This window comes from Klebsiella sp. 7-CIP_Kleb., assembly GCF_050378655.1.
Lineage (GTDB): Bacteria > Pseudomonadota > Gammaproteobacteria > Enterobacterales > Enterobacteriaceae > Klebsiella > Klebsiella quasipneumoniae.
The window spans coordinates 332,722-356,476 of sequence record NZ_JBNRLJ010000004.1 but is presented as its reverse complement, the minus strand read 5'-3'; the positions used below and the strand labels follow the sequence as shown (position 1 = coordinate 356,476).

26 protein-coding genes and 1 rRNA gene are annotated in these 23,755 nt (G+C 59.4%); 5 read left to right on the top strand and 22 right to left on the bottom strand.

Translation table 11 applies throughout. The features are described 5' to 3' along the window. A 5S ribosomal RNA gene (gene rrf, locus ACQUTI_RS17210) occupies positions 1-98 on the top strand; the annotation flags it as partial. A gap of 1 nt (position 99) precedes the next feature. On the opposite strand, the gene ACQUTI_RS17205 is transcribed toward rrf, so the two are convergent. Then, positions 100-327 (bottom strand): hypothetical protein, encoded by a 228-nt coding sequence (locus tag ACQUTI_RS17205; protein WP_138100141.1) that lies wholly within the window; start codon positions 325-327, stop codon positions 100-102. Between the two features lie 305 nt (positions 328-632). Here ACQUTI_RS17205 and ACQUTI_RS17200 point away from each other — a divergent pair, with 305 nt between their 5' ends. Together ACQUTI_RS17200 and ACQUTI_RS17195 are read left to right on the top strand one after the other, a co-directional pair. After that, a complete protein-coding gene (locus ACQUTI_RS17200) occupies positions 633-908 on the top strand; it encodes a DUF2574 family protein (RefSeq protein ID WP_004204116.1) in 276 nt (91 codons plus the stop codon). 321 nt (positions 909-1,229) lie between these two features. Next, complete coding sequence (locus ACQUTI_RS17195; RefSeq protein ID WP_004204117.1) at positions 1,230-1,547, top strand: hypothetical protein; 318 nt, start codon at positions 1,230-1,232, stop codon at positions 1,545-1,547. A 41-nt stretch (positions 1,548-1,588) separates the two neighbouring features. Here ACQUTI_RS17195 and ACQUTI_RS17190 read toward each other — a convergent pair whose 3' ends face one another. The 21 genes from ACQUTI_RS17190 to ACQUTI_RS17090 all read right to left on the bottom strand — a co-directional run bounded on the left by ACQUTI_RS17190 (position 1,589) and on the right by ACQUTI_RS17090 (position 22,344). Beyond that, a complete protein-coding gene (locus ACQUTI_RS17190; RefSeq protein ID WP_023319637.1) occupies positions 1,589-2,713 on the bottom strand; it encodes an ABC transporter permease in 1,125 nt (374 codons plus the stop codon). Further along, entirely contained in the window at positions 2,713-5,457 is a 2,745-nt protein-coding gene (gene rbbA, locus ACQUTI_RS17185) for a ribosome-associated ATPase/putative transporter RbbA (RefSeq protein ID WP_428923331.1), read from the bottom strand. The genes ACQUTI_RS17190 and rbbA overlap by 1 nt, the downstream gene beginning before the upstream one ends. Continuing rightward, positions 5,454-6,521, bottom strand: a complete 1,068-nt coding sequence (locus ACQUTI_RS17180) for an HlyD family secretion protein (protein ID WP_065903158.1) — start codon at positions 6,519-6,521, stop codon at positions 5,454-5,456. Before ACQUTI_RS17180 ends, rbbA begins: the two co-directional genes overlap by 4 nt. A 306-nt stretch (positions 6,522-6,827) precedes the next feature. Then, positions 6,828-7,835, bottom strand: coding sequence for a tryptophan--tRNA ligase (gene trpS, locus ACQUTI_RS17175; protein ID WP_087771790.1), 1,008 nt, complete (start codon positions 7,833-7,835; stop codon positions 6,828-6,830). Positions 7,836-8,114: 279 nt separating this feature from the next. Continuing rightward, the gene (locus ACQUTI_RS17170) at positions 8,115-8,444 is read right to left on the bottom strand and encodes a DMT family transporter (protein ID WP_004204123.1); all 330 of its coding nucleotides are present in this window, start codon (positions 8,442-8,444) and stop codon (positions 8,115-8,117) included. Positions 8,445-8,463: 19 nt separating this feature from the next. Then, a complete protein-coding gene (locus ACQUTI_RS17165; RefSeq protein WP_428923330.1) occupies positions 8,464-8,877 on the bottom strand; it encodes a DMT family transporter in 414 nt (137 codons plus the stop codon). Between the two features lie 31 nt (positions 8,878-8,908). Further along, positions 8,909-9,577 (bottom strand): hypothetical protein, encoded by a 669-nt coding sequence (locus ACQUTI_RS17160; RefSeq protein ID WP_177337277.1) that lies wholly within the window; start codon positions 9,575-9,577, stop codon positions 8,909-8,911. 12 nt (positions 9,578-9,589) lie between these two features. Beyond that, the gene (locus tag ACQUTI_RS17155; RefSeq protein ID WP_004204126.1) at positions 9,590-10,210 is read right to left on the bottom strand and encodes a phosphate propanoyltransferase; all 621 of its coding nucleotides are present in this window, start codon (positions 10,208-10,210) and stop codon (positions 9,590-9,592) included. Beyond that, on the bottom strand, positions 10,207-10,605 hold the full coding sequence (locus ACQUTI_RS17150) for a BMC domain-containing protein (protein ID WP_004204127.1): 399 nt from the start codon (positions 10,603-10,605) through the stop codon (positions 10,207-10,209). The genes ACQUTI_RS17155 and ACQUTI_RS17150 overlap by 4 nt, the downstream gene beginning before the upstream one ends. A gap of 12 nt (positions 10,606-10,617) precedes the next feature. Further along, a complete protein-coding gene (gene cutD / locus ACQUTI_RS17145; protein ID WP_043522391.1) occupies positions 10,618-11,565 on the bottom strand; it encodes a choline TMA-lyase-activating enzyme in 948 nt (315 codons plus the stop codon). Positions 11,566-11,650: 85 nt separating this feature from the next. Continuing rightward, positions 11,651-15,037, bottom strand: a complete 3,387-nt coding sequence (gene cutC / locus ACQUTI_RS17140) for a choline trimethylamine-lyase (protein ID WP_428923329.1) — start codon at positions 15,035-15,037, stop codon at positions 11,651-11,653. 25 nt (positions 15,038-15,062) lie between these two features. After that, entirely contained in the window at positions 15,063-16,217 is a 1,155-nt protein-coding gene (locus ACQUTI_RS17135; RefSeq protein WP_428923328.1) for a 1-propanol dehydrogenase PduQ, read from the bottom strand. A gap of 8 nt (positions 16,218-16,225) precedes the next feature. Beyond that, positions 16,226-16,492 (bottom strand): EutN/CcmL family microcompartment protein, encoded by a 267-nt coding sequence (locus tag ACQUTI_RS17130; RefSeq protein ID WP_004204134.1) that lies wholly within the window; start codon positions 16,490-16,492, stop codon positions 16,226-16,228. 25 nt (positions 16,493-16,517) lie between these two features. Further along, positions 16,518-18,122, bottom strand: a complete 1,605-nt coding sequence (locus ACQUTI_RS17125) for an acetaldehyde dehydrogenase (acetylating) (protein ID WP_057213270.1) — start codon at positions 18,120-18,122, stop codon at positions 16,518-16,520. Between the two features lie 53 nt (positions 18,123-18,175). Further along, positions 18,176-18,454: a BMC domain-containing protein gene (locus tag ACQUTI_RS17120; protein ID WP_004146125.1), complete on the bottom strand. Its 279-nt coding sequence runs from the start codon at positions 18,452-18,454 to the stop codon at positions 18,176-18,178. Positions 18,455-18,466: 12 nt separating this feature from the next. Further along, positions 18,467-18,751 (bottom strand): BMC domain-containing protein, encoded by a 285-nt coding sequence (locus ACQUTI_RS17115; protein WP_002442227.1) that lies wholly within the window; start codon positions 18,749-18,751, stop codon positions 18,467-18,469. A gap of 17 nt (positions 18,752-18,768) precedes the next feature. Next, on the bottom strand, positions 18,769-19,047 hold the full coding sequence (locus ACQUTI_RS17110; RefSeq protein WP_004182810.1) for a BMC domain-containing protein: 279 nt from the start codon (positions 19,045-19,047) through the stop codon (positions 18,769-18,771). A 445-nt stretch (positions 19,048-19,492) separates the two neighbouring features. Further along, the gene (locus tag ACQUTI_RS17105; RefSeq protein ID WP_032455481.1) at positions 19,493-20,011 is read right to left on the bottom strand and encodes a FidL-like protein; all 519 of its coding nucleotides are present in this window, start codon (positions 20,009-20,011) and stop codon (positions 19,493-19,495) included. Beyond that, entirely contained in the window at positions 20,008-20,814 is an 807-nt protein-coding gene (locus ACQUTI_RS17100) for a winged helix-turn-helix domain-containing protein (RefSeq protein WP_428923327.1), read from the bottom strand. The genes ACQUTI_RS17105 and ACQUTI_RS17100 overlap by 4 nt, the downstream gene beginning before the upstream one ends. A gap of 21 nt (positions 20,815-20,835) precedes the next feature. Beyond that, the gene (locus tag ACQUTI_RS17095; protein ID WP_017899140.1) at positions 20,836-21,420 is read right to left on the bottom strand and encodes a TetR/AcrR family transcriptional regulator; all 585 of its coding nucleotides are present in this window, start codon (positions 21,418-21,420) and stop codon (positions 20,836-20,838) included. A 141-nt stretch (positions 21,421-21,561) separates the two neighbouring features. Continuing rightward, positions 21,562-22,344, bottom strand: a complete 783-nt coding sequence (locus tag ACQUTI_RS17090) for an NAD(P)H-dependent oxidoreductase (RefSeq protein ID WP_043522375.1) — start codon at positions 22,342-22,344, stop codon at positions 21,562-21,564. Between the two features lie 86 nt (positions 22,345-22,430). Between ACQUTI_RS17090 and ACQUTI_RS17085 the strand changes: the two genes are divergently transcribed. Both ACQUTI_RS17085 and fosA read left to right on the top strand, forming a co-directional pair. Then, entirely contained in the window at positions 22,431-23,339 is a 909-nt protein-coding gene (locus tag ACQUTI_RS17085) for a LysR family transcriptional regulator (protein WP_053810804.1), read from the top strand. Further along, on the top strand, positions 23,333-23,752 hold the full coding sequence (fosA, locus tag ACQUTI_RS17080; RefSeq protein WP_053810803.1) for a FosA5 family fosfomycin resistance glutathione transferase: 420 nt from the start codon (positions 23,333-23,335) through the stop codon (positions 23,750-23,752). Before ACQUTI_RS17085 ends, fosA begins: the two co-directional genes overlap by 7 nt. The last annotated feature ends 3 nt before the right edge of the window (positions 23,753-23,755 follow it).

Genomic DNA, 23,755 nt, shown 5'->3' with positions numbered 1-23,755 from the left:
GTGGTCCCACCTGACCCCATGCCGAACTCAGAAGTGAAACGCCGTAGCGCCGATGGTAGTGTGGGGTCTCCCCATGTGAGAGTAGGGAACTGCCAGGCATCAAATAAAGCAAAAGGCCCAGTCGAAAGACTGGGCCTTTTGTTTTATCTGTTGTCTGTCGGTGAGCGCTCTCCTGAGGAGGACAAATCCGCGGGGGAGCGGATTTGAACGTTGCGCAGCAACGGCCCGGAGGGTGGCGGGCAGGACGCCCGCCATAAACTGCCAGGCATCAAATAAAGCAGAAAGCTCAGTCGAAAGGCTGAGCTTTTTGTTTTTGCGTTTTAACAAGAACCCCGTCCCGAAAGGTGCGGGGTTTTTTGCTGTGTGGGGTATGCCCCCCGGTGGCGCTGCGCTTACCGGGGCTACGGATCCTGAGCCACAAAACCTGGTGCGCAGCACCGTCTCCAGGCAGACCACTATGCCGGTTCGCTACTATCAGCAATAATTATCACATTAATAGGTTATCTTTACATTGCCCTTAGTAATACTATGGTTTATCTTCCCTGCGTGATGTACCAATGCATCGCTCTCCTGACGGAGAAAATATTAAGCAACTCGCTTATCTTTCATCCTGTTAACTGGTTAAACATTAAATGAAAAAACCGCTAATTGGGATTCTGATTTTCGCTTATGGATTAAGCTCACCTCTGTTTGCTGCCGAAACCGCCAACCTAACGCTTTCCGGGCGGGTCGTGTCAGAAACCTGCAATACTGATATTGTGAATAAACAACCTCTGCAGCGCTGCGGAAAAAATACCTATCTCATTGCCTCGAAAAATATAGCGAATCACGCGCGTGGTGTGGTCACTCGTACAGTGAATTTATCCAATGATACGAGTCGAAAAATAATTATCAGCAGCTACGATTAAATACCTCTCTCTATTTCAGCGCTATTATATTGTGTTCTGCTAAATAATGGCGCTGCATCTTCTTCATATATATTAACGCGTTAGCGAAATTACGAAATTATTCCCACCGCTGAATACATTACTCCCATTTATGGCGACAATGGGTATGCTTCTCGCCGGTTTTTTGGTTTAATGAGCGATATCATTAACACTTTGTTAACTTGATCTGGTTTATATGACAGCAAATTTGATATACAAAGAGGGATGATTGCCTGTATGGATGCTGTCCGACGTACCTTGCGTCATCTGCTTTGGTTATCGGCTGGCAATATGAGAATAGAAATGAAAATCCTGCTTAACTGGTCGCCGTTGCGCCGGCTCTTCACTTACCTTCAGGAGCGCTTTACCTTTCTGGTGCTGCTCTGCTGGCCAGCGATAATCTGGCTGTTCTGCCGGGTCGGCGTATGGCTTACGGATAACCTGTATGAACTGCTGGGGAAATCACCCGCCCAGTCCTTCACCGTCTATCTGCAGCCGTTTATGACCCCCGGCACGCTGCTGCGCATCTCCATCAGCTGGGTGGTGTTGCTGTTCATTCTCTTCAGCATGGCGATGGCCTTCACCTGGGGTCTGCGCCACTTTATGAACCGCCATAAATAAACCATTCGGGCCGCCGGGAGTCGACGGCCCTTCTTAAGTCCTTATGCCATTTGACCAATCGTTTTGCGAAAACGCAGCAGGGCGATAGTAAAGAACACCGCTCCGATAGCCAACAAGGTTAAGAACTGCGGCCAGACGATACTGAAGCTGGCACCGCGGTACAAAATCGCCTGCGCCAGACTGACGAAGTGGGTGGTCGGCATGGTCAACATGATATCCTGAACCAGCTGCGGCATACTTTCCCGCGGCGTGGAGCCGCCGGAGAGCATCTGCAGCGGCAGCAGCACCAGGATCATCAGCAGCCCCAGCTGCGGCATCGAGCGGGCGAGGGTGCCCATAAAAATGCCGATCGAGGTTGTGGCGAACAGGCTGAGCGCCACCCCCAGCATAAACAGTAGAATCGACCCCTCAATGGGCACCTGCAACATCCCCTGTACCATCAGCACCAGCGACAAACCCGAGACCACTAGCACCACCAGCCCCATCGACCAGATCTTGGCCATCATGATCTCAAACGGCGTGACCGGCATCACCAGCAGATGCTCGATGGTACCGTGCTCGCGCTCGCGGATCAGCGCCGAGCCGGTGAGGACAATGGCCAGCATGGTGATGTTGTTGATGATCGCCATCACCGCGCCAAAGCGCTCCTGTTCCAGGTTAGGGTTAAAGCGCATTCTTATCGCCAGCTCTACCGGCAGCACGCTGTTGTCCCGATAGCGGGCAATGAAGCTGTTTACTTCGCCGCTAATAATATTCTGGATATAGCCGTTGCCGGTAAAGGCCTGGCTCATGCGCGTGGCGTCGACGTTGACCTGCACTTCCGGCTGGCGGCCGGCCAGCACATCGCGCTGGAAGTTAGGCGGAATATTGATGGCGAAAGTGTAGCGCCCGGCATCCAGGCCGGCGTCCATCTCATCGGCGGTAATCAGCTCCGGTTCGAGAAACCAGGGGCGGTAGAATGCGTTAATGATGCGTGAAGAGAGCTGCGACTTATCCATATCGGCAACCGCAATCGGCGCCAGGTGTAGCGAGCCGGGCATCACCGTGGCTGAGGAGTACACCGACACCGTAAAAGCAAACACGATCAACGCCAGCATCGCTTTATCACCCAGCAGGCTACGCAGCTCTTTGACGCCAAGATTATAAATATTGCGTAATCCGCGCATCACCCCTCCTGTTTCTTCAGCAGCAGCACGCTCAGCCCGAGCACCAGCGGCACTGCAATCAGTAGTGGAATAAAGGAGCCCCACAAATCGCTGAGATTCAGCGCCTTGGAGAAGGTGCCGCGGGCGATAGTCAGGAAGTGGCTGGTCGGGTAGATTTGCCCAATCCAGCGCCCGGGGCCTTCCAGCGACGCTACCGGGTCGATCATCCCGGAGAACTGGGTCGCCGGGATTAGCGTAATGATGGCGGTGCCGAAAATAGCGGCGATTTGACTCTTCATAAAGGTTGAGATCAGTAGTCCCAGTCCGGTGGCAATGGTGACATACAGCAGCGCCGCCAGGCTCAGCGTCAGGAAGCTGCCCTTATGTGATACGCCAAAGACGAAGACCGACAGCGCACACAGCAGACAAAAGTTAAACATTCCCAGCACGATGTAGGGCACCTGCTTGCCGAGCAGGAATTCGCTGCGGGTGGTCGGCGTCACGTACAGGTTGATGATCGACCCGAGCTCCTTCTCACGTACCACGCTCAGCGCGCTGAGCATCGCCGGGATCATCATCAGCAGCAACGGGATCACCGCCGGGACGATGGCCGGCAGGCTCTTCACGTCCGGGTTATAGCGATAGCGGGTCTCGATGGAGATGAGCGAGGTCTCACGATTCGGGCTACTTTGCTGCCCGGCCATCTCCTGCAGCCAGGCGAGATGCATGGCCTGCACGTAGCCGCGCACCGTCTCCGCGCGGTTTGGCATTGCGCCATCCACCCAGACGCCGATTTGCACCGGCGTGCCGCGGGCGATATCGCGGCCAAAATTCGGCGGGATCTCTATCGCCACCGCCAGTTCGCCGTCGCGCATCCGCCGATCGAGCTCATCGTAACTGCGCAGCGGCGCCTGTTCGATGAAGTAGCGTGAGCCGGCGATATTCTGCGACCAGCCCTGACTGCTGAGGGTTTGATCGCGATCGAGTACCGCAAAGCGCAGATCCTCGACGTCCATGCTGATCCCATAGCCCATGATAAACATCAGGATCACCGTTCCCAGCAGCGCCAGCGTCGAACGTACCGGATCGCGGCGCAGCTCCAGCGCTTCGCGGCGGCTGAAGCTGAACAGCCGTTGCAGACTGAAGGCCTGGCGCGGGGCCGCGCGTTCTGGATGGGATGCTGCAGCAGGCGCAGGTTCCTCAGGAACTGCGGCGGTTGGCTGCGCCTCCTGGAGCCAGGCGATAAACGCCTCTTCGAGGCTGGCGGCACCGCGCTGTTCGACCAGCGCCTGCGGCGTATCGCTGGCCAGCACCTTGCCGGCGTGCATCAGCGAGATGCGGTCGCAGCGTTCCGCCTCATTCATAAAGTGGGTGGAGATAAAAATGGTCACCCGATCCTGACGCGCGAGGTCGACCATCAGCTGCCAGAACATATCCCGTGCCACTGGATCGACCCCGGAGGTGGGTTCGTCGAGGATCAGCATTTCCGGGCGATGGATGACCGCCACCGCCAGCGACAGGCGCTGACGGATGCCCAACGGCAGGGCGGTGGGCAGGGCGTCTTCCACCTCGCTGAGCATGAAGCGCTCGCTCATTTCCGCCACCCGACCGGGGATTTCGCCGTCCGGAATATGAAACAGGCGGGCGTGCAGTTCGAGGTTTTGCCGGACGGTCAGTTCGCTATAGAGCGAGAAGGCCTGCGACATATAGCCCACCCGCTGGCGGGTGGCGATATCCTTCGGATCGACCGGCTGGCCGAACAGCCAGGCTTCGCCTTCGCTGGCGGGCAGCAGGCCGGTGAGCATCTTCATGGTGGTGGATTTGCCGCAGCCGTTGGAGCCGAGGAAGCCGAAGATTTCACCGCGCGCGATGCGGAAGTTAACGTGGTCGACGGCGACGAAGTCGCCAAAGCGCATGGTCAGCCCACGGGCTTCGATGGCGATCTCTTCCTCGCGGTCGTCGCGCGGCGGGATTACTACCGCCTTATGCGCCTGGCGCTGCGCTTCCGGCAGCAGGGCGATAAACGCCTGCTCCAGCGTCTGGCTGCCGGTCTGCACTTTCAGCTCCGCAGCGGTACCGGTCGCCAGCACCTCGCCGGCGTTCATCGCCACCAGCCAGTCAAAGCGCTCAGCCTCTTCCATATAGGCGGTGGCCACCAGCACGCTCATCTCCGGCTGGCGCTGACGAATGCTGTCGATAAGCTCCCAGAACTGCGCCCGGGAAAGCGGGTCGACGCCGGTGGTAGGTTCATCGAGGATCAGCAGCTGCGGGTCGTGGATAAGGGCGCAACATAAACCCAGCTTTTGCTTCATCCCGCCGGAGAGCTTACCCGCCGGGCGATCGCGAAACGGCGCCAGCCCGGTGCTCTGCAGCAGCTCGTGGATACGTGATTCGCGTTCGGCTTTATCATGGCCAAACAGGCGGGCGAAGAAGTCGACGTTTTCATACACCGAGAGGGTGTGATAGAGGTTTTTCCCCAGTCCCTGCGGCATCCAGGCAATCTTCGGGCACACCTCGCGGCGATGATGAACGTCGCGCATATCGCCGCCGAGCACCATCACGTTACCCTGCTCAATGGCCCGCGCCCCGGCGATGAGAGAGAGCAGGCTCGATTTGCCGACGCCGTCCGGGCCAATCAGGCCAACCATGCGCCGCGCCGGGATCGCCAGGCTGATATCCCGCAGCGCCACGGTGGCGCCGAAGCGCTGGCCAACGTTGTCCAGCCGGGCGATGGGGGGCGAGGTATCCAGTGGCGTCAATATCATTGCGGCAACCTCACCGTCAGGTCTTCAGGCCAGGAGTGTTGCTTATCCAGCCGCACGTAAGCCATGCCGGGCAGGCCGGTTTTGACATACTCCAGGTGCTGCGCCAGCAGCTCCGGCGGGATGCGCGCTTTGACGCGGAACATCAGTTTGAGACGCTCGTCGCGGGTCTCCACCGTTTTCGGCGTAAACTGCGCGACGCTGGCGACAAAGCTGATATTGGCCGGGATCACCAGATCAGGGGCGGCATCAAGGATCAGCCGCGCTTCGCTGCCAAGCGCCAGCAGGCCCGCCTGTTCGGTGGGCAGAAAGAAAGTCATATAGACGTCGGCGAGATCGACCATGTTCAGCACCCGACCACCGGCGGCCAGCACTTCCCCCGGCTCGGCGACGCGATACTGAATACGGCCGTCGCGGGGCGCCTTCAGCTCGCTATCGTCAATATCGGCAAGGATCCGCCGCTCGGTCGCCTGGGCCGCTTCGACGCGGGTTTGCGCCTGAATAATGCTGGTGCGGGCGGCCTCGATGGCGGCGCGGGCGGCGGAGACCTGGGCTTTCGCCGACTCCAGCGCCGCGCGGGCGCTCTCTGCCGCGGCGCGATCGTCATCCAGCTGCTGGGCGGAGACGGCGCCGCGCTGCGACAGGGCATTCGAGCGGACGTGACGTTTCGCTGTGGAGTCGAGCTCCGCCTGACGCTGCTTCACAACCGCTTCGCTGGCGCGCATTTCACTTTGCCGCTGATCGAGCAAGGCTCTGGCGGCCAGGACCGCGCTTTCCGCTTCCTTGATTTGCGCGGCGGCTTCAAGACGCTGCTCGTTCAGTACACGGGTATCCATTCTCGCCAGCACCTCTCCCTGGCGCACGAACTGACCCTCTTTGACCAGAATGGTGTCGATACGCCCGGCGATTTTGCTGGCAATATCCACTTCGGTGGCTTCTATTCGTCCGTTGCTACTGGCAAACCCCTCCGGGAGGCCCGGCGGGCGCAGCAGCCACCATGCCGCGGCGGCGAGTACCACCAGTAAGCCGACAAAATACCCTGTCCAACGTTTCTTTATTTTGTCCATACGCGACTCGCTTGGTTCCCTGTGCTGAGTGATACGCGTGTCTCCTCCGGCGGGCGGAGCGTCCTCCTTGCGAAGGACGCATAAAGAGGGGAAGGGCCGCTGACGCAGCGCTCTACCGCGTCGATGCGCAGCCGAACGCTGTACTACTTATGTGGTCATCATCAGCGATCCTGGCCTTAATGAAACACGCATAGTGAGAGCTACCGTTAACGCGATAGTAACATCCGTGGCGGGCTTGTCCATACGAAAGGCAGGGTCTTGTCGACGTGTTAACAAAATATCCACTACCGGCAACATTTCATCACCTCAGAACAGCACCGGCAGCCCCAGACCACGTTTCACCTCATGCAGCGTCTGCTGCGTCAGCTGGTGGGCGCGCTCGCTGCCCTGGCGCAGCAGATCCAGCAGCATCCCTTTATCCTGAATAAAGGTGGCTCGCCGTTCGCGGATCGGCGCCAGTAGCGCCTGCAGGCAGGTCTCCAGTTCATTTTTACACTGGCGATCGCCCAGCCCGCCGCGCTGATAGTGGGCTTTCATCTCAGCCACCAGTGCCTTATCGCTATGGAAAGCGTCGAGATAGGTGAACACCACGTTGCCGTCGACATGCCCCGGATCGCTGACTCTCAGGTGCGTCGGGTCGGTATACATCGCGCTGACCGCGCGGTGAATCTCCTCTTCACTGGCCGATAACGTCAGCGTATTGCCCAGCGATTTCGACATTTTGGTGTTGCCGTCGACGCCCGGCAGGCGGCTCACTTCGCTGAGGAGCGCCTTGCAGTGGCGCAGCACTGGCGCGCCGGTGAGGCTATTCATCTTATGGACGATCTCGTTGGTCTGCTCAATCATCGGTAGCTGATCGTCGCCCACTGGCACCAGCTCGGCCTTGAAGGCGGTGATATCGGCGGCCTGGCTAATCGGATAGGCAAGAAAGCCCACCGGCAGCGAACGGGCGAATCCTTTCTGGGCAATCTCATTCTTGACCGTTGGATTACGTTCCACGCGGGCGACGGTGACGATATTCATATACAGCGCGCTGAGCTCCGCCAGCGCGGGCAGGGCGGACTGCAGGCAGATCGTGGTGAGCCTGGGGTCAATGCCGACGGCCAGATAATCGGCCATCACTTCGAGGATATGGTGGCTAACTTTTTGCGGATTGCTGCCGTTGTCAGTGAGCCCTTGCAGGTCGGCGATCAGGATAAACTGCTGGTGGTCGTGCTGCAGCGCGACGCGCTGGCGCAGCGAGCCGACGTAATGGCCAAGATGTAGCTGGCCGGTGGGGCGGTCGCCGGTGAGAATGGTTTGCGGGTGATTCATCAGGAACTCCTTATCAGACTGTTCAGCCGAAAGACGTCCTGAAAACACCAAAGCCGCCTTCCGGCGGCTTTGAAAATGGAAACGTATATCGTGCCGCCTGTTATGCAGGCAGCCACCAACGGCGGGGATAGGTCACGATCGCGTTTCTGTTCATCTTTTTATCCTGCCACGAAACCATAGTGGGGTAAACCCTGTTTGGTAAAACGCCCGGCGGCGCTGCGCTGGCGCGGGCCTACGGACTGCCCGCACAGGCCGGGTAACAGGATAAAACGACCGCTGTTACATGGTCGAGAAGACGTTCATGATCACGCCGCCGGAGATAATCAGCGCCATGGCGATAATGGCCGCCAGGTCCGGTTTCTGCTTATAGAGGATCATGGAGCAGATGGTGACGCCGACGATACCGAAGCCGCACCACAGCGAGTAGGCCACGCCCACCGGGATGGTGCTCATTGCGCGGGTGAGGGCGAAGTAGCAAAGGCCGTAGGCGCAGACCACCAGCACCGAAGGGGCCAGTTTGCTGAAACCGTTGGTCTTTTTGATCATCGAGGTGCCGGTGATTTCGGAGCCGATAGACAGCGCCAGCCATAAAAATCCGAGATTAAACATAGGGGGTATTCCTTTCCTGTTAGTTAGCGATGTTCTTATCCATGGCGGCGGCTGGCGCGGCGGGCGCCGCCTCTTCGCTCGCTTCGGAACCCATTTTCGAAAACAGGTTCATGATAATGATGCCGCTGGCGATCACCGCCATGCCGATGATGGCGGCGGTATCCGGGTGCTGGCCGTAGAATGCCATTCCCAGCGTCGAGACCACCAGAATGCCGGTGCCGGACCAGGTGGCGTACGCCAGACCGACCGGGATATCTTTCACCGCCCTTGAGAGCGAGTAATAGCAGGTGCAGTAAAGCGCAATCAGCAGCCCGAGCAGCAGCATTTTGCTGCCGCCTTCGCTGCTACCGAACATTTTTAACGTCGAGGTTGCCGAGGTTTCGGAGAGGATAACCAGCAGCATCCTTAACCAGCATTTTGTTTTCGAAGACATCGTTAAGCTCCAGGTTTTTCGTTGGGTAAGGTCATATCTTTCTGTTTTTTAAGTAATCAATGGCCGCATCGGTCAGCTGAGCGCGCGGGGCCGCCGCCAGCGCCGGATTATTCACCACGTCTGTGACGGTAAGATAACGGCGCGGTTCGCTGCTGGCGGCGGCCGGCGCGGTGGGTGCGTCCAGCTTCGCCAGCAGCTCATTCATGGTGCCGAGGAAGACGCCGCAGGCTTCCAGACGAGCCAGCGTGGCCTGCAGATGCCCGGCATAGGCGCTGCCGGCCTGCGCGCCGCGCAGCTGGTTGAGCTCGCTGTGCGGATCGCAGTGGTAGCGCAGGGCCAGAACCGGAATACCCGCCAGCAGCGCCTCGTGCGCGCAGCGGGAAACGGGATTGCGCAGGGTGCCGTTCAGCAGATCCGAGGCTTGCGGATAATCGAGAAACGGCAGCAGTACCGCCCGCCATGGCGCTGACGGCAGGACATCCAGCCAGGTCGATGACGGGATAATCTCGCCCACCTCTCGCCAGGCGGTGGCGTCGGCGAGACCCTCCTCCAGCGCGAGGCGCAGCGGATAGCCGCTTCCCGCCAGGCGTTGGCGGATAGCTGCGCGGTAGCCGTCAGCGGCGGTCACCATCACCAGTACCGGCGGCCGCAGGCGCTGCAAAATCCGCGCAACTACACCTTCAATCTGTTCGTCGGTCATGGCGAGCCTCCGTTAGCCGATGAGCGTCACCTGCGCGCCGTTTTTTAACCCGGCGGCATTGGCTTCTTCGGTGTCGATGTGAAATTCCAGCGCGAAGTCATCGCGCACCCGCACCACCACTTCATCGAAAGTCAGCTGGCGCTCGCCGTTGCTGCGCACGCTGACCTTCTGGCCATTGCTGACGTTGAGCTGGCGCGCGTCCTGCGGCGACATATGAATATGCCGCCAGGCGCAGATCACCTGAGAATGGAGCTCAACGTGACCGGCGGGGCCAATCAGCAGCGCGCTACCGGCATTCTCCAGTTGCCCGGACTCACGAACTGGCGCTTGAATGCCGAGCGTGAAGCAGTCGGCGCGCGACACTTCCAGTTGCGATAGCGGGCGGGTCGGGCCGAGGACGCGAACGTTGGTCAGCGAGCCCTTCGGCCCGACGGCGGTTACGCACTCCTGGGCGGCAAACTGCCCCGGCTGGCGCAGCGGTTTGAACGGCGTCAGGCTGTAGCCTTTACCGAACAATGCCTCGACGTCCTGTTGCGCGAGATGGACGTGGCGGTTGGAGATCCCCACCGGGATCGCCGGCGCCGTTGCGCTCAGGCGGGCGACGATTTTTTCGCGAAGCAAAGTGTCGATCATGACTTCTTCCCTTTCTTCAGCGCAGGGTGCTTATCTTCCGCTTCGTTCGGGATAGCGGGCGGAACGATGGGTTCCGGGGCGGTGATAACCACCGGTTCGTCCGTTTTTTCCTCGCGCGGAGGGTTGCCTTTGAGGTTGCTTAACGCTTCAACCACGCAGCGCTCCGGACGGGCAATGACCAGCGACTTCACGGTGTGCTCGGCGCCGGCAACCGCCACGCCGCGTTCTATAGCGGTGTGGATGGCGCTGATTTCCCCTTCAAAGCAGACGCTCACCAGCCCGGAGCCTGGTTTGCGATAGCCAATGCAGGTCACTCCCGCGGCTTTACAGGCGGCGTCGACGGCCTGAATGGCGGCGACCCATCCTCGCGTTTCAATTACGCCTAAACTTTTCATGGTCGGCTCCTGTTAATGGCGGACTAAGCGAATATCAAAATCAAATTGCCGGAAGAAGGCTTCCAGCCGGTCCAGTTCATCCGGCGAATAAGACGGGTCCTGGCTAATCGGGTAGGGCATATCCAGGCGTTCGTACTTTTTGCGTCCCAGCTGGTGGTACGGCAGCATGTCGATACGGCGGATATTCCCGCGCTTCGCCAGCTTCTGAACGTAATCAATGGCGCCGGTAATGGCGTCGAATGAGTCGTTGTAGCCGCGAATGAGCGGCATACGCACAATGACGTTGGCGCCGGAATCCACCAGCCATTCGAGATTGCGGCGGATCCCTTCGTTGCCGATGCCGAGCATCGCCTTGTGGTGTTCGCTGTTAATCTGCTTAATGTCGAATAAGAAGGTGTCGGTGACCGGCGCCAGCTTCTGGTAGTTGGCAAGCGGTGTGGTGCCCTGGGTTTCGACGGCGGTGTTAATCATCATCTTTTTGCATTCGCGAAATAAGGCGACGGCAAAATCAGTTTGCAGGCTCATCTCGCCGCCGCCGATGGTCACGCCGCCGCCGGAGGAGATATAGAAGTCGTAGTCCTGCATGATGATCTCCATCAGCTCGCTGACGGTGACGTCCTTGCCCATGATGTCCAGCGCGTTCTGGGTGCAAATCTCTTCACATTTGCGGCAGCCGATGCAGTCTTTATGGCGATCGACGAAGTGCTTCATTTCGCCATTCTCTTCCGCCCGATAATGAATACCCGCCGGACAGACGCTGACGCAGTCGCCGCAGTTAATGCATTTGTCGTGCGAGAACATCACCTGGAACTGGCTGCTCAGCCCTTCCGGGTTGGCGCACCACGGGCAGCGAATGTTGCAGCCCTTAAAAAACACCAGCGTGCGAATGCCATCGCCGTCATAGATCGAATATTTCTGGATATTGAAAATGCGGCCCGTTAATTCTTGTTTTGCGATCACGCTTGCCTCCCGCTCCGTCCCGTTACGGGACGGAGAACTTCCGGTTATTTCTCAAATACAGCTCATTTAATTCTCTTTAAGAGAACTAAAACTTCTCAATCACCGTACGGCTGATGATCTCGTCCTGGACCTCTTTGCACAGCTCAACGAAGTAGGCGCTGTAGCCGGCGACGCGGACGATCAGGTCACGGTATTTCTCCGGCTCCTGCTGCGCCTTCTTCAGCACTTCGTTATCGACATAGCTGAACTGCATCTGGCCATTGCCGAGAATCGAGGCGGTACGCAGCAAGGTAATCAGACCATGGCGACCTTCCGGGGTATCCAGCAGCCCTTTGAGGAATTTGAAGTTGTGCACCATGCCGATGTTCATGGTTTCCACGTTCATCTTGCTGACCGACTTGATAATCGCCGTTGGGCCTTGCTTATCCGCGCCCTGGGTCGGGCTGATGCCATCGGAGAGCGGCATCCACGCCAGGCGGCCGTTCGGCGTGGCGTTGGTTAGCTCGCCGATGGGCGTGTTGTTGGAGATAGACAGGGTGCCGTGGCTGAGGGTCGAGTAGAGCATCTTGTACTTACGGCACTCTTTCTCGGTCCATTCGGTAATATCCAGCGCGTACTGGTCGACATAGTTATCGTCGTTACCGTATTTCGGCGCGTTCAGGCAGTCGCGGCGCAGCGCTTCGTAACCTTCAAAGTTGGCCAGCAGCGCATCGCGGATCTGCTCAAGGGTGTATTTCTTCTCTTCGAACACCAGCTTGCGGATCGCCGCCATCGAGTCGACGTAGGTCGCCAGACCGGAGAAAATTAGCCCCGGACCGTGGTTGACCATCGCGCCGCCGGCGGCGACATCTTTGCCGCTCTCCATGCAGCCTTCGACCAGCAGCGACATCAGCGGCTTCGGCGCCACATCGCGGTGGACGCGCTGGCTGATGACGGTGCCGATAGCCGACAGGCGCACGATATGGGCGATCTGCTGTTTCACCGCCGCGTCGAATGCTTCGAAGGTGCGCAGGTCGCGCAGGTCGCCGGTGTCCAGCCCCTGATAGCTATCGAACAGCACCATCCGCCCGCGGTTAAGCACGAACTCGATAGCGATAGGCCACTGGGTGTAGCCGGTGGAGGTCCACTGGTAGATGCGCCCGGATTTCTGCGGTTCAACGCAGCCCATCAGGCAGTAATCGCGGGCGTCTTCAAAATCGAAGCCTTTGCGCAGCATCATCTTGATGTGGGAGTCATCGAAGTGGCAGGCCGGGAAGCCCATTCCCGCTTTCACCACGTCGACGATTTTTTCCATGTATTTCTGCGGCGACTGGTTGTGGATACGGCAGGCCAGCGACGGCTGGTAAACCTTCACGAAGCGCACGGCGTCCATAATCAGATAGGTCAGATCGTTACAGGCATCGCCGCCGCTACGTTTCTGGCCGCCAACGGTGAGGTTGATAAACGGCTGATAACCCGCGAAATATTTCGCTCCCAGTTCGCTCGACATCCACATCAGTTCGGCACATTTGATGATAAACGCCTGCAGCAGCTCCAGTGCGGTGTCGTGGGTCAAGCGGCCTTCGCGGATATCGGCTTCGAACATCGGATAGCAGTACTGGTCGACGCGCCCCAGCGACAGCCCGGTCTGGTTCTCTTCGATTTCAAACAGTGATTCGACGGTCCAGATACTCTGCAGCGCTTCCTGCAAGGTCTTCGGCGGATTGGCCGGCACGTTTTCGTTCACTTCGGCGATGGTCAGTAGCTCGGCGCGGCGCTGGGCGTTTTGCTCTTTCGCCGCCAGTTCGCGGGCATGGGCGGCGATGCGGCGGGCGTAGTTGACCACCCCTTCGCAGGTTTCAATCGCCGCTTTGTAGTAGTAAATGCGGTCGATATCTTCCGGATTTTCCATGCTCAGGCTGGCCAGATGCGCCTCGGCATCGGCTTTGATCCCGTTCATCCCTTTGGTGAACAGCAGTACGTCGTAGCCCGGGCAGGTATCGCCGCCGCCGTTAATCTGGTGATAGGAGAGGTCGCTGACGAAGGTCTCGCCGCTGAAGGCCCAGACGCCAGCCTCACGGTATTGCGCTTCGCAAATCTCATCCAGCGAACGGCCTTCCCAGAATGGGACGATCTCTTCGCGAATGGTTTTTTTATCTGCTTCGCTGATCTCAAACGGATCCTGCGGGCGGGTGCTCATCGTGTCGAGCTCGTCGCGTACCCAGCGCCAGGCGATATCCGGCGAGAAGGCGCCCGCGCGCGGCTTGCCGCACGGGTGCCCGACGATCAGCTCATCGTCCTGAATCAGAATCGGCGCGGTTTCGCAGGCGTGGCGGAAGGCTTTCGCTCGCAGCAGAATGGTCGGCATGCCCGGGTTGGCTTTCACCACTTCGGTAAAGGCCAGCGCGCGATAGATAGAGACGCTCGGGCGTACCGTCAGATAGTGGTTACGCAGACGCTGCATACGCGGGGTCAGCCCTTCCATCACCGGCGTGTCGGCGCAGGCGGCGAACGGCGCGTGGCTGACCTGTTGTGCGCCGCTAAACAGACGCACCGGCAGATTCAGCGCGCTGAGGTTACGCTGGGCGCTGATGAACATCGCCGAGAGTTCGTTCACCTCGGCATGCTCAAAAGCGGCGCCATGCAACATGGCGTCGAGCATCGGATAGCCGTCAATGGCGCAGGCGGCGCGGACTTCGCTCAGTTCCGCCAGCTTGAACCACAGGCACTCCACGAGCTCATACGCCTGCTGGGTATTCAGCGCGCCGCTGCTGATATCGCGCTGGAAGTAAGGCAGCAGCGCCTTGTCCGCCCCTTCCGGGTTGACTGCATAGCTGCCGTTGTCCAGCTGGAGCGCCAGCTGGAACAGATAGAACGCCTGGCAGGCTTCTTTGAAATTACGCGCCGGATGGGCCGGCACGTGGTGGAGAATGGCTGCGCTATCGAGCAGCTCGGCTTTGCGATAAGCATTGGTCTCCGCCGCCGCCAGCTGCTCGGCGCTGTTGGCCAGATTTTGCGCCAGCGCCAGCAGCGCGTCGCAGGCGTAGATGGCGGCGCGGCAGCCGTTGACTTCATCCATACCGCTGCGGCTGACCGCGCTGCCGAGTGCGCGGGTTTTCTCTTCCAGCGGGTGCTTAATCGCCAGCACCCCTTTTTCGACCACCAGCCGGTAGTCCGGCGAATCCAGATCGCTGTTGAGGTTGAGGAACTGGAAAGCCGATGGGCGACGGGTCGCGTTTTCGTCATGGAAAATCGCCCCGTGCGGTTTACGGCTCTGGTTGCCGACAATGAGTTCGTCGGGGCTGATGGTCAGCGGCAGCTGGCGCATCAGTTCATAGAAACGGCGCGCCGGTTTAACGGCGGCGGGAACGCCCGCGATATCGCCATCCAGAGCGTTCAGCGTGGTGGCATGTTCGGTGCACAGCGTGCTTTTCTGGGCGAGTAAACGGTCTGCCAGCACTTTGACGCGCGGCGTTAAGCTGTAGTGTGCCATGGGTAAGGTTCTCCAAATCTTGTTATCAGTGGCCCTGAACGGCGTTGCCGGTCCATGCCCGGCGATAGAGTTCGGTCAGTGCGTGAGCATCCGGCGCGCGTGGGTTCGTCGGAGTACAGCTGTCGCGTAACGCCTGGCCGATCATCTCCGCCAGCCGTTGTTCAAACTCGTCTGCAAGGACGCCGGTATCGCGGATGCCGGCCGGCATGTTCATTTCGTCTTTAAGCGCCTGAATGGCGACCAGCAGGCTGGTGACGCCCTGGCGGGTAGTGGCCGCAGGCAGATCCAGCAGATGGGCTAGCCGGGCATATTTGCGGGCGGCATCGGTATCGCACAGCCCGTGATAATCAGCGTTCCAGGCGACGACGTGCGCCATCAGCAGGGCGTTGGCGCGGCCATGGGGCACGCGGAAGACGCCGCCGAGGGAGTGGGCCAGGCTGTGGGTTATCCCCAGCGACGCGTTGGTGAAGGCCATCCCCGCCATGCAGGAGGCGTTGTGCATCTTTTCGCGCGCCTGCAGGTTGTCGCCGCTGCGCCAGCAGGTTGGCAGATAGCGAAATACCTGCTGCACCACTTTCTCCGCCAGGGCGTCGGAAAAGTCGCTGGCGGCGCGGGAGACGTAGGCCTCAAGGGCGTGACACAGCACGTCCATGCCGGTGTCGGCGGTAATTGCCGGCGGCACCGAAGCCACCAGCGCCGGGTCCAGAATGGCGATATCCGGCAGCAATGACGCATCCACCAGCACCAGCTTTTCCGCGTTGGCTTTCACCACCGAAAAGGCGGTGACTTCCGAACCGGTACCGCTGGTGGTCGGGATGGCGACGAAGCACGGTCGGGGACGGTCGGCCAGCGGACGGGTTTGCGCCAGGGAGAAAATAACCGCTTTGGCGGCATCGATTACCGAACCGCCGCCGAGCGCGATAACCAGATCCGGGTAGTGGTTATCCATCAGCTTCATACCGCGCACCACGGTGGCGATATCCGGATCCGCCACCACGTCGTCCCACACCTGCCAGGCGATCCCGCGCTGGCGCAGCAGGGCGGTGACGCGCTCGGCGAGGCCAAATTTCACCATCGCTTGATCGGTCACCAGCAGCACGCTGCGGGCGGAAAGTTCGTTCAGCACCGAGAGGGCGTCCTGACCGAAGCAAATCCGTGGTTTCAGTAAAAATTCACTCATTGGGCTATTCACTCCTGTTCGGCGTCCCGAAACACCTTCTCAACAATGGCGACCACCGACATCGCTTTGTAGCGCTCTTTATTGAGCGCGAAGTACTCTTCCGCCAGCACGATGTCGTGCATACCGGCGCCGACGTTATCGACGGCGACCCAGGTCTGGTCCTTCATCGGCTGCTGTTTGTCATCTAAGCGAGTAATCAACAGCAGGTTGCTGCCGCGCAGCTCATCGCATTTTTGCGTGGCGACAACATGGCCGGTCACCTTTGCGAGAATCATCGTTATATCGCCTTATATCAGTGCGTTACTTAGCAAGGCGCTCCAGCACCTGGCGGATAACGCGTTCCACGTTTTGCTCGTTGATTGCGCCTTCCGCATTCGCTGCGGCGCCTGGGCTGGCGAAGCGGTCATCGCTGCCTGCCGGGTGTGCTGGCGCAGCGCTGGCCGGAGCGTTGAAACGCACGTCATCAAGAATGCTGCGCTGCGGATCGCTCGCCGGCGTGACGATGGTTGGCTGTGGCTCAGGGCGGCTGCCCGGCGCGCGAAGCTCGTCAATCGACCGCACGCCATAGCCGACTTTGCGGATATTGAGCAGGTTCATCGGGCCGACGTTGTCGGAGCTGGAGCCGCCGCCGACCGCGCCGCAGCCGAGGGTCAGCGCCGGGGAGATATTGGTGGTGGCGCCGATGCCGCCGAGCGCCGCCGGGGTGTTGATCAGGATGCGGTTGACCGGTTTTTCGAGGCTGAACTGGCGGATGACGTCCTGGTTGCGGGTGTGGATCACCAGCGTATGGCCGAGCCCTTCATTAGTCAGCAGCTCTACCACGCGGTGGCAGGCGGCTTTCCAGTCCTCAGCCACGTACAGACCGAGTACCGGGCACAGTTTTTCGCGCGAGTAGGGGTTTTTCGGTGAGACGGTGGTCTGCTCGGCGATCAGCACTTTGGTGCTGGCCGGGACGCAGAAGCCGGCCATCTGGCTGAGGTACAACGCGGTTTTACCGACCACTTTCGGGTTGATGGTGCCGTTCGGGCGCAGCAGCAGCGCCGCCATTTTCGCCGCTTCATCTTCATTCATGAAGTAAGCGCCCTGCGCTTCCAGCTCGCGGTGAACCTCATCGTAAATGCAGCCTTCGACGATGATCGACTGCTCGGAGGCGCAGATCACGCCATTATCGAAGGTTTTGCTGGTGATGATATCTTTCACCGCGTGGTGGATATCGGCGCTGCGTTCGATAAATGCCGGGCCGTTGCCCGGACCGCCGCTGATGGTCGGGGTGCCGGACGCGTAGGCCGCGCGCACCATGCCTTCGCCGCCGGTGGCGAGGATCAGCGAAACGTCTTTGCTGTGCATCAGCTCTGAGGTGGCTTCGAGGGTCAGCTGGGTGATGCCGTCAACGCAGCCCTCCGGCGCGCCGGCCGCTTCCGCCGCGCGTTTGACGATCTCAATCGCCTTCCAGCTGCACTGACGCGCGCCGGGATGCGGGGAGAAGATAATGGCGTTACCGGCCTTGAGGGCGATCAGCGCTTTGTAGATAACCGTAGAGGTTGGGTTAGTTGAGGGGACCAGCGCGCAAATCACGCCCAGCGGCACGCCCACGTCCATCACTTTTTTTACCGGGTCGTCATGAATGATGCCAACGGTCTTCATATCTTTGATGGCGTCGTAGACGCGCAGCGAGGCGAAGCGGTTTTTCAGCACTTTGTCCTGCCAGTTGCCAAAACCGGTCTCTTCCGCGGCCATTTTCGCCAGCGCTTCGGCGTGGTGCGCTGCTTCCTGGGCCACGTTTTTCACGATGGCGTCGATTTGCTGCTGCGAAAAGGTGGCCAGCATTGCCTGCGCTTTTTTGGCGTTGCGCACCAGTTCCCGGGCGTTCTGCCGGGACTGCAAATCGTTATCCAGTTCAATCATGAGTCTATCCTTCATCAGACGAAAAGAGTGGGGACGGGGCGTGCCCTGTCAGGTCATGCTTTGTGCTGCGCCGCGATTTTTTCGATGTCGTTATGGGGACGCGCGATGACGCGAGAGCTGACGACTTCGCCAATGCGTTTCGCCGCTTCCACGCCGGAGTCGACCGCCGCGTTGACCGCGCCGACGTCGCCTTTCACCATCGCGGTGACGAGGCCGGAGCCGACGTTTTCATAGCCGATCAGTTCGACGTTGGCGGCTTTGCACATCGCGTCCGCGGCTTCAATACAGGCCACCAGACCTTTGGTTTCGATAAGACCAAGCGCTTCTTTCATCAGGTTTCTCCGTTAGTCCGCAATTTTGTAATGCGAGACGATTTTGTTGATGTCGTTATGCGGACGGGCGATGACCAGCGAGGTCACCACTTCGCCAATGCGCTGGGCCGATTCAACGCCGGAATCCACCGCCGCTTTCACCGCGCCGACATCGCCTTTCACCATCGCGGTGACGAGGCCGGAACCGACGTTTTCATAGCCGATCAGTTCGACGTTGGCGGCTTTACACATCGCATCCGCTGCTTCAATGCAGGCCACCAGACCTTTGGTTTCAATCAGACCTAATGCATCACCCATTTGCGTTCTCCTGGCCTTCAGGCCTTGTGTTTAATGACGATTTTGTTGATGTCGTTATGCGGACGCGCGATGACCAGCGAGGTCACCACTTCGCCGATGCGCTGCGCCGATTCCACACCGGAATCCACCGCCGCTTTTACTGCGCCGACGTCGCCCTTCACCATCACGGTGACCAGGCCGGAGCCGACGTTTTCATAGCCGATCAGTTCGACGTTGGCGGCTTTACACATCGAGTCCGCTGCTTCAATACAGGCCACCAGACCTTTGGTTTCGATAAGCCCCAATGCATCACCCATCGTGATCTCCTCCAGAACAGGTTTTGTGATTCGGGAAAACCGTCCGCGTAACGGCATCAACACGCGGAAGCGGCGTTCGGGGTTCACTATAGGGAATGGGGAGAGAAGTGAAATTTAAATCCGTTTGGATGGATATTTTAGGTTTTTACTCTGCCATTTAGCCTTATTTAGGCTTCTTTTTATATTTTCATTCTGTTTTGTGCGTGTTGATTTTTATGATGATATGGCGCTTTTTTAGGCTCTTTATCAGCGGGAGATGAATGTTAATAAGATGCTAATTACTTGCCTGCGGTTGGTAATATAGCCGCGTGATAATTGTGGGTATGCTCATGTTTTGGCGTCGAAGCTAAATGCAAAACGTGCGCTTTTAGCATCCAGGGAAAAGGGGCATTAATGGAGCGTGAGCGAGGGCGCATTTTCCTCGCGGTGGTACAGGGGGGACGGGTTAATTAAGCGTGCTGCCGGACTTCAGCGTGCAGATGTAGAGCGGTGAGTTGATAGAGCTCAGCAGGATAGCTTTGTCGTTAAGCTTTTGCGCATTGAGGAACAGGCCGTCGTGGCTGTCGGACATCTCACGCATGAAATAGTCGAAGATGACATCCGGCGATTCATCGATGGACGAGGCGCTGGATTCCCATTTCTTGATGCGGTAGTGGCGCTCGGTCGCCGAGATGCGCTGGCTGGTGTAGCTGAATTTGACGTAGCGCTGCAGGTAGAGCCAGCCGGCGGCAGAATCGGTATAGCCTTCCACTACCATGGACCCGTTGCCATTGGCGGCAAAATTAAAATGGATATTGCCGTTCACATTCTCTTTTTCCATATTTTCAAAACGCATGATCGCTTTGGTGGAGCAGCTCATCACGCCGTCGTTGGCATCCGGCAGCAGACGCCAGGCGCTAAACCCGGCGGCGGCGATAAACGCGAGGGCAGAGAAGGCGAAAAAGGTGCGGGGCGCGAGTCTCATTGCGGCTTCCAGGAGTAGTAAAAGTAGTTATCGCAATAGCTAAACGGGTTGTCTTCGTGCATCGCGCAGTGGGCGAGAAATACCCGGCCCAGGCCGTTGGTCTCCAGCCGGTCGCCATAGAAGAAAACAAAACGCTCCCCCGGCTTGCAGCTGAGCTTCAGCCGCTGACGCACCTCATCAAAGTTCTTACCGTAGGCCGTCGCCGAGACCGAACGCAGCATTTCATCGCTGGCGAGCAGTTCGCACTGGCTGTGGTTCATCAGCGTCAGATTAATTAGCCGGGCGACGTGGGTTCCGGCAAACGTGAATGCCACCAGAAGCAGGGCGATGACCAGCAGGCAGCCGCCGGCCAGATACCAGCACATTCCGCGCGCGTGTGGTGAAGCGGCAGGCGGTATGGTTTCCCTTCCTGCCCCGGCGGGTTCGCCAGGCGGCGCGGCCGGGCTGGCGACATCGGCCAGCGCCGGCCCGGCGTCGAGCAGTTCGATGCTGAGATCCTGATTCAGCTGCAGCATGCCGCGCGACACGGTGACGATAATGTTATCGATATCGTAGTGGCGGAAAGTTTTGCGCAGCATGCTCAGATACTGGTTGAGGTTGCTATTGGAAGAAGTTAAGCCGTTATCGTCCCAGACTTTTTTCAACACTTCATCGCGACTGACCACGCCGGTATGGCGGAGAAAAAAATAGAGCAGCGCGCTGGCGGTGATGGATAGCTGGCTATCTGGTTCATCGCTGCCGGGCAGGGTTAGCGTGCCGTCTGTTGCATCATAAATGAGACGGGCATTGATGTTGTAGCGCATCGCGGCCTCACTCTATTCGCTTCATGCGGGAAGCGTCATTTTGGTCAGATCGTTCACCAGCGACTGGCGATGTTCGCTGCTCATGGTGCGCCCCTCGGTCAGCTCAGATAACCAGATACCGTCGGCGGCGTAGCGTACCAGGGTACCGGTTGGGCCGTTATCCAGCGCATCGCCTTGCGCCAGATGATCCAGCATCCAGTCGCGCCAGCATTTTCGCAGCACCGGTTCGTCCGGCATCGCCAGCGACAGCACCATCAGCTGACGGCTTTCGTGCGTGTCCGTCAACTGCGGATTGGACAGATAGTGCAAATAGGCCCGGGTAAAGCGTCCGTAAGCGATGTTATCGGCGGCCATCAGTTCGCTAATCGCCTTTTCCATAATCGCTAGCAGCCTGGCGAACAGAGCGAAAATCAGCGCCTGCTTATTGGGAAAATGGTGCAGGAGGCCGCCTTTGCTGACCCCAGCCTCGCGGGCGACAGCGTTCAGCGACAGGGCGGCGATACCGTCCCGGCCGGCAATCATCGCCGCCGATTCAAGCAGCTGACGGTGGAGACGGACGGGATCTTTTTTACGATGCTGGGCTTCCATGTTCATGGCCGGAATCATACCGACCAGACGGTATGATTATTTTTGATCGCTATCAATATGAGAGGCGGCTTCGCGCGATGCGATACCGTTAATGCGTGGAGGCTCACAAATTGTCATATTAATGAAAGCGATAACCCGGAAGGGCTATCGCGTTGAGGTTTATTTCGTTGCCAGGTGCACCGCCAGGCCGCTTTGCCCCGGCGCCAGCTCCGGACGCAGCGTTAGCGATGGGATCAGGTAGTCGCCATGATTTTGCCGGCGGAATGGAATGGGCTCGGTTTGCCACAGCGTGTCCAGCCGCTCGGCCAGCGTGGCGCACTGGTCGGCGAACTGCGCGGCATCGGTTTTGTCCGTGCGGTAAAACACCAGCGGCGGAAGCACCTCGAAGCCGGGATAGAACAGCATACCGTGCTGAATGGGGAACAGGATGTCGTCGATGGGGCCATTGATCCCGCGCGGTGAATAGTGTTCCGCCCAGCCGCCGGCGGTGACGATCAGCATCGCCCGCTTGCCGACGAAGGTGCCTTCCCCATAGCGATCGCCCCAGTGGCGGTCGCTGTGCTCGCCGACACCATAGGCAAAGCCCCAGGCGTACACCCGGTCGATCCAGCCTTTCATGATCGCGGGCATCGAGAACCACCACAGCGGAAACTGAAAAATCACCGTATCGGCCCACAGCAGCTTTTCCTGCTCGGCGGCGATATCCGCGCTTTGAGTACCTTGGGCAAAGGCCTGTCTGGAGTCCAGGGTAGGACGCCAGAACTCGCCGACCGGCGGCGCGCCGCTGTCGTCGGCGTCATACCCGGCCTTCCAGCGCATGGCGTAGAGATCGGAGACCTGGACTTCATGACCGGCCTGCAGCAGATGACGGATGGCGAAATTTTTTAAACCGCCATTGAGGGAGCGCGGTTCCGGATGGGCGTAAATCAGCAGTACTTTCATAACATCACCTCTGAAGTGGGAAGAGCTGCAGAGTAGGAAAGCTGGCGCTATAGTAGAAATTAATTACTTAAATCCCAGGTATAGCTGTGATTAATTTACATCGTCTGGATCTCAATCTGCTGCGCACGCTCGACGTGCTGCTCAGTGAAAATAACGTTACCCGGGCGGCGCAGCGGCTGAATCTGTCGCAGCCGTCGGTGAGTATTCAACTCGCCAGGCTGCGGGAGATGTTTGCCGACCCGCTGCTGATGCCGGGCCCGCGCGGCATGCAGCCCACCGCCCGCGCCGATGAGCTTCGCCAGCCGCTGCGCGCTGCGTTAGCCGCGCTGGAGCAGGCGGTGGCCCCGGTAGCACCTTTTAATCCGGCCGCGGCGGCGGAGACCTGGCGGGTGGCGGCGACGGACTATATGGCTTCGGCGACCCTCATGCCGATGCTGGGCAGGCTACGGCAGGCCTCTCCCGGCAGTCGGCTGGCGGTATTCGAACTCCAGCCGGCGCGGCTGGAGCAGCAGGCGGCCAGCGATGAAGTGGATCTCTTTTTCCATACCCGCGAGGGCGCGCCGCCGGGGCTGCATCAGCGCCTGCTGTTTCGCGAGCGCTACGTGCTGGCGGGCCGGGCCGGGCATCCGGTGCTGCGGCAAGGGTTGAGCCTGGAAACGTTCTGTCAGCTGGAGCAAGCGATCGTCTCCCCGGACGGAGGCGGCTTCAGCGCGGCGACCGATACCGCGCTGGCGAACCTTGGCCTGACGCGGCGGGTTGTCCTTTCCGTGCCACATTTCCTGTTTATGCTGGAGACCCTGCGCAATAGCGATCTGGTGGCGGTGCTGCCGGAGCGGCTGGTGCGCGGGCAGAGCGGGCTGGTGGTCATCGAGCCGCCGCTGGCGGTCGCCGGCTTTGAGATGCTGATGCTGTGGCACGAGCGCTGGCACCGCGACCCGGCGCATCAATGGCTGCGCCAGTTCATTGTGAATTCACTGGAGGAACAGACATGCTGAGCGGACTGAATCACCTGACCCTGGCGGTCAGCCAGCTGGCGCCGAGCGTGGCGTTTTATCAGCAGCTGTTGGGCATGACGCTGCACGCCCGCTGGGACAGCGGCGCCTATCTCTCCTGCGGCGATCTGTGGCTGTGCCTGTCGCTGGATCCGCAGCGGCGTGTCACTCCGCCGGAGGAGAGCGACTACACCCATTATGCGTTTAGCATTAGCGAAGCGGATTTCGCCCGCTTCGCCGCTCGCCTTGAGGTTGCCGGCGTGGCGGTGTGGAAGCTGAACCGTAGCGAAGGCGCCTCGCACTATTTCCTCGACCCCGACGGCCACAAGCTGGAGCTACACGTCGGCAGCCTCGTCCAGCGTCTGGCCGCCTGCCGCGAACAGCCGTATAAGGGGATGGTGTTTTTTGACCAGTGAAGC

Bases quoted from the DNA above. Each gene is read 5' to 3' on its own strand.
- ACQUTI_RS17115 (WP_002442227.1), bottom strand. From the start codon at position 18,751: ATGGGTGATGCATTAGGTCTGATTGAAACCAAAGGTCTGGTGGCCTGC.
- ACQUTI_RS17160 (WP_177337277.1), bottom strand. From the start codon at position 9,577: ATGACCGACGAACAGATTGAAGGTGTAGTTGCGCGGATTTTGCAGCGC.
- ACQUTI_RS17095 (WP_017899140.1), bottom strand. From the start codon at position 21,420: ATGATTCCGGCCATGAACATGGAAGCCCAGCATCGTAAAAAAGATCCC.
- trpS (WP_087771790.1), bottom strand. From the start codon at position 7,835: ATGAATCACCCGCAAACCATTCTCACCGGCGACCGCCCCACCGGCCAG.
- ACQUTI_RS17130 (WP_004204134.1), bottom strand. From the start codon at position 16,492: ATGATTCTCGCAAAGGTGACCGGCCATGTTGTCGCCACGCAAAAATGC.
- ACQUTI_RS17150 (WP_004204127.1), bottom strand. From the start codon at position 10,605: ATGAAAAGTTTAGGCGTAATTGAAACGCGAGGATGGGTCGCCGCCATT.
- ACQUTI_RS17195 (WP_004204117.1), top strand. From the start codon at position 1,230: ATGAAAATCCTGCTTAACTGGTCGCCGTTGCGCCGGCTCTTCACTTAC.
- ACQUTI_RS17125 (WP_057213270.1), bottom strand. From the start codon at position 18,122: ATGATTGAACTGGATAACGATTTGCAGTCCCGGCAGAACGCCCGGGAA.
- ACQUTI_RS17100 (WP_428923327.1), bottom strand. From the start codon at position 20,814: ATGCGCTACAACATCAATGCCCGTCTCATTTATGATGCAACAGACGGC.
- rbbA (WP_428923331.1), bottom strand. From the start codon at position 5,457: ATGATATTGACGCCACTGGATACCTCGCCCCCCATCGCCCGGCTGGAC.
- ACQUTI_RS17110 (WP_004182810.1), bottom strand. From the start codon at position 19,047: ATGGGTGATGCATTGGGGCTTATCGAAACCAAAGGTCTGGTGGCCTGT.
- ACQUTI_RS17180 (WP_065903158.1), bottom strand. From the start codon at position 6,521: ATGGACAAAATAAAGAAACGTTGGACAGGGTATTTTGTCGGCTTACTG.
- ACQUTI_RS17190 (WP_023319637.1), bottom strand. From the start codon at position 2,713: ATGCGCGGATTACGCAATATTTATAATCTTGGCGTCAAAGAGCTGCGT.
- ACQUTI_RS17155 (WP_004204126.1), bottom strand. From the start codon at position 10,210: ATGATCGACACTTTGCTTCGCGAAAAAATCGTCGCCCGCCTGAGCGCA.
- ACQUTI_RS17135 (WP_428923328.1), bottom strand. From the start codon at position 16,217: ATGAGTGAATTTTTACTGAAACCACGGATTTGCTTCGGTCAGGACGCC.
- ACQUTI_RS17090 (WP_043522375.1), bottom strand. From the start codon at position 22,344: ATGAAAGTACTGCTGATTTACGCCCATCCGGAACCGCGCTCCCTCAAT.
- ACQUTI_RS17200 (WP_004204116.1), top strand. From the start codon at position 633: ATGAAAAAACCGCTAATTGGGATTCTGATTTTCGCTTATGGATTAAGC.
- ACQUTI_RS17105 (WP_032455481.1), bottom strand. From the start codon at position 20,011: ATGAGACTCGCGCCCCGCACCTTTTTCGCCTTCTCTGCCCTCGCGTTT.
- fosA (WP_053810803.1), top strand. From the start codon at position 23,333: ATGCTGAGCGGACTGAATCACCTGACCCTGGCGGTCAGCCAGCTGGCG.
- ACQUTI_RS17120 (WP_004146125.1), bottom strand. From the start codon at position 18,454: ATGAAAGAAGCGCTTGGTCTTATCGAAACCAAAGGTCTGGTGGCCTGT.
- ACQUTI_RS17165 (WP_428923330.1), bottom strand. From the start codon at position 8,877: ATGTCTTCGAAAACAAAATGCTGGTTAAGGATGCTGCTGGTTATCCTC.
- cutC (WP_428923329.1), bottom strand. From the start codon at position 15,037: ATGGCACACTACAGCTTAACGCCGCGCGTCAAAGTGCTGGCAGACCGT.
- ACQUTI_RS17170 (WP_004204123.1), bottom strand. From the start codon at position 8,444: ATGTTTAATCTCGGATTTTTATGGCTGGCGCTGTCTATCGGCTCCGAA.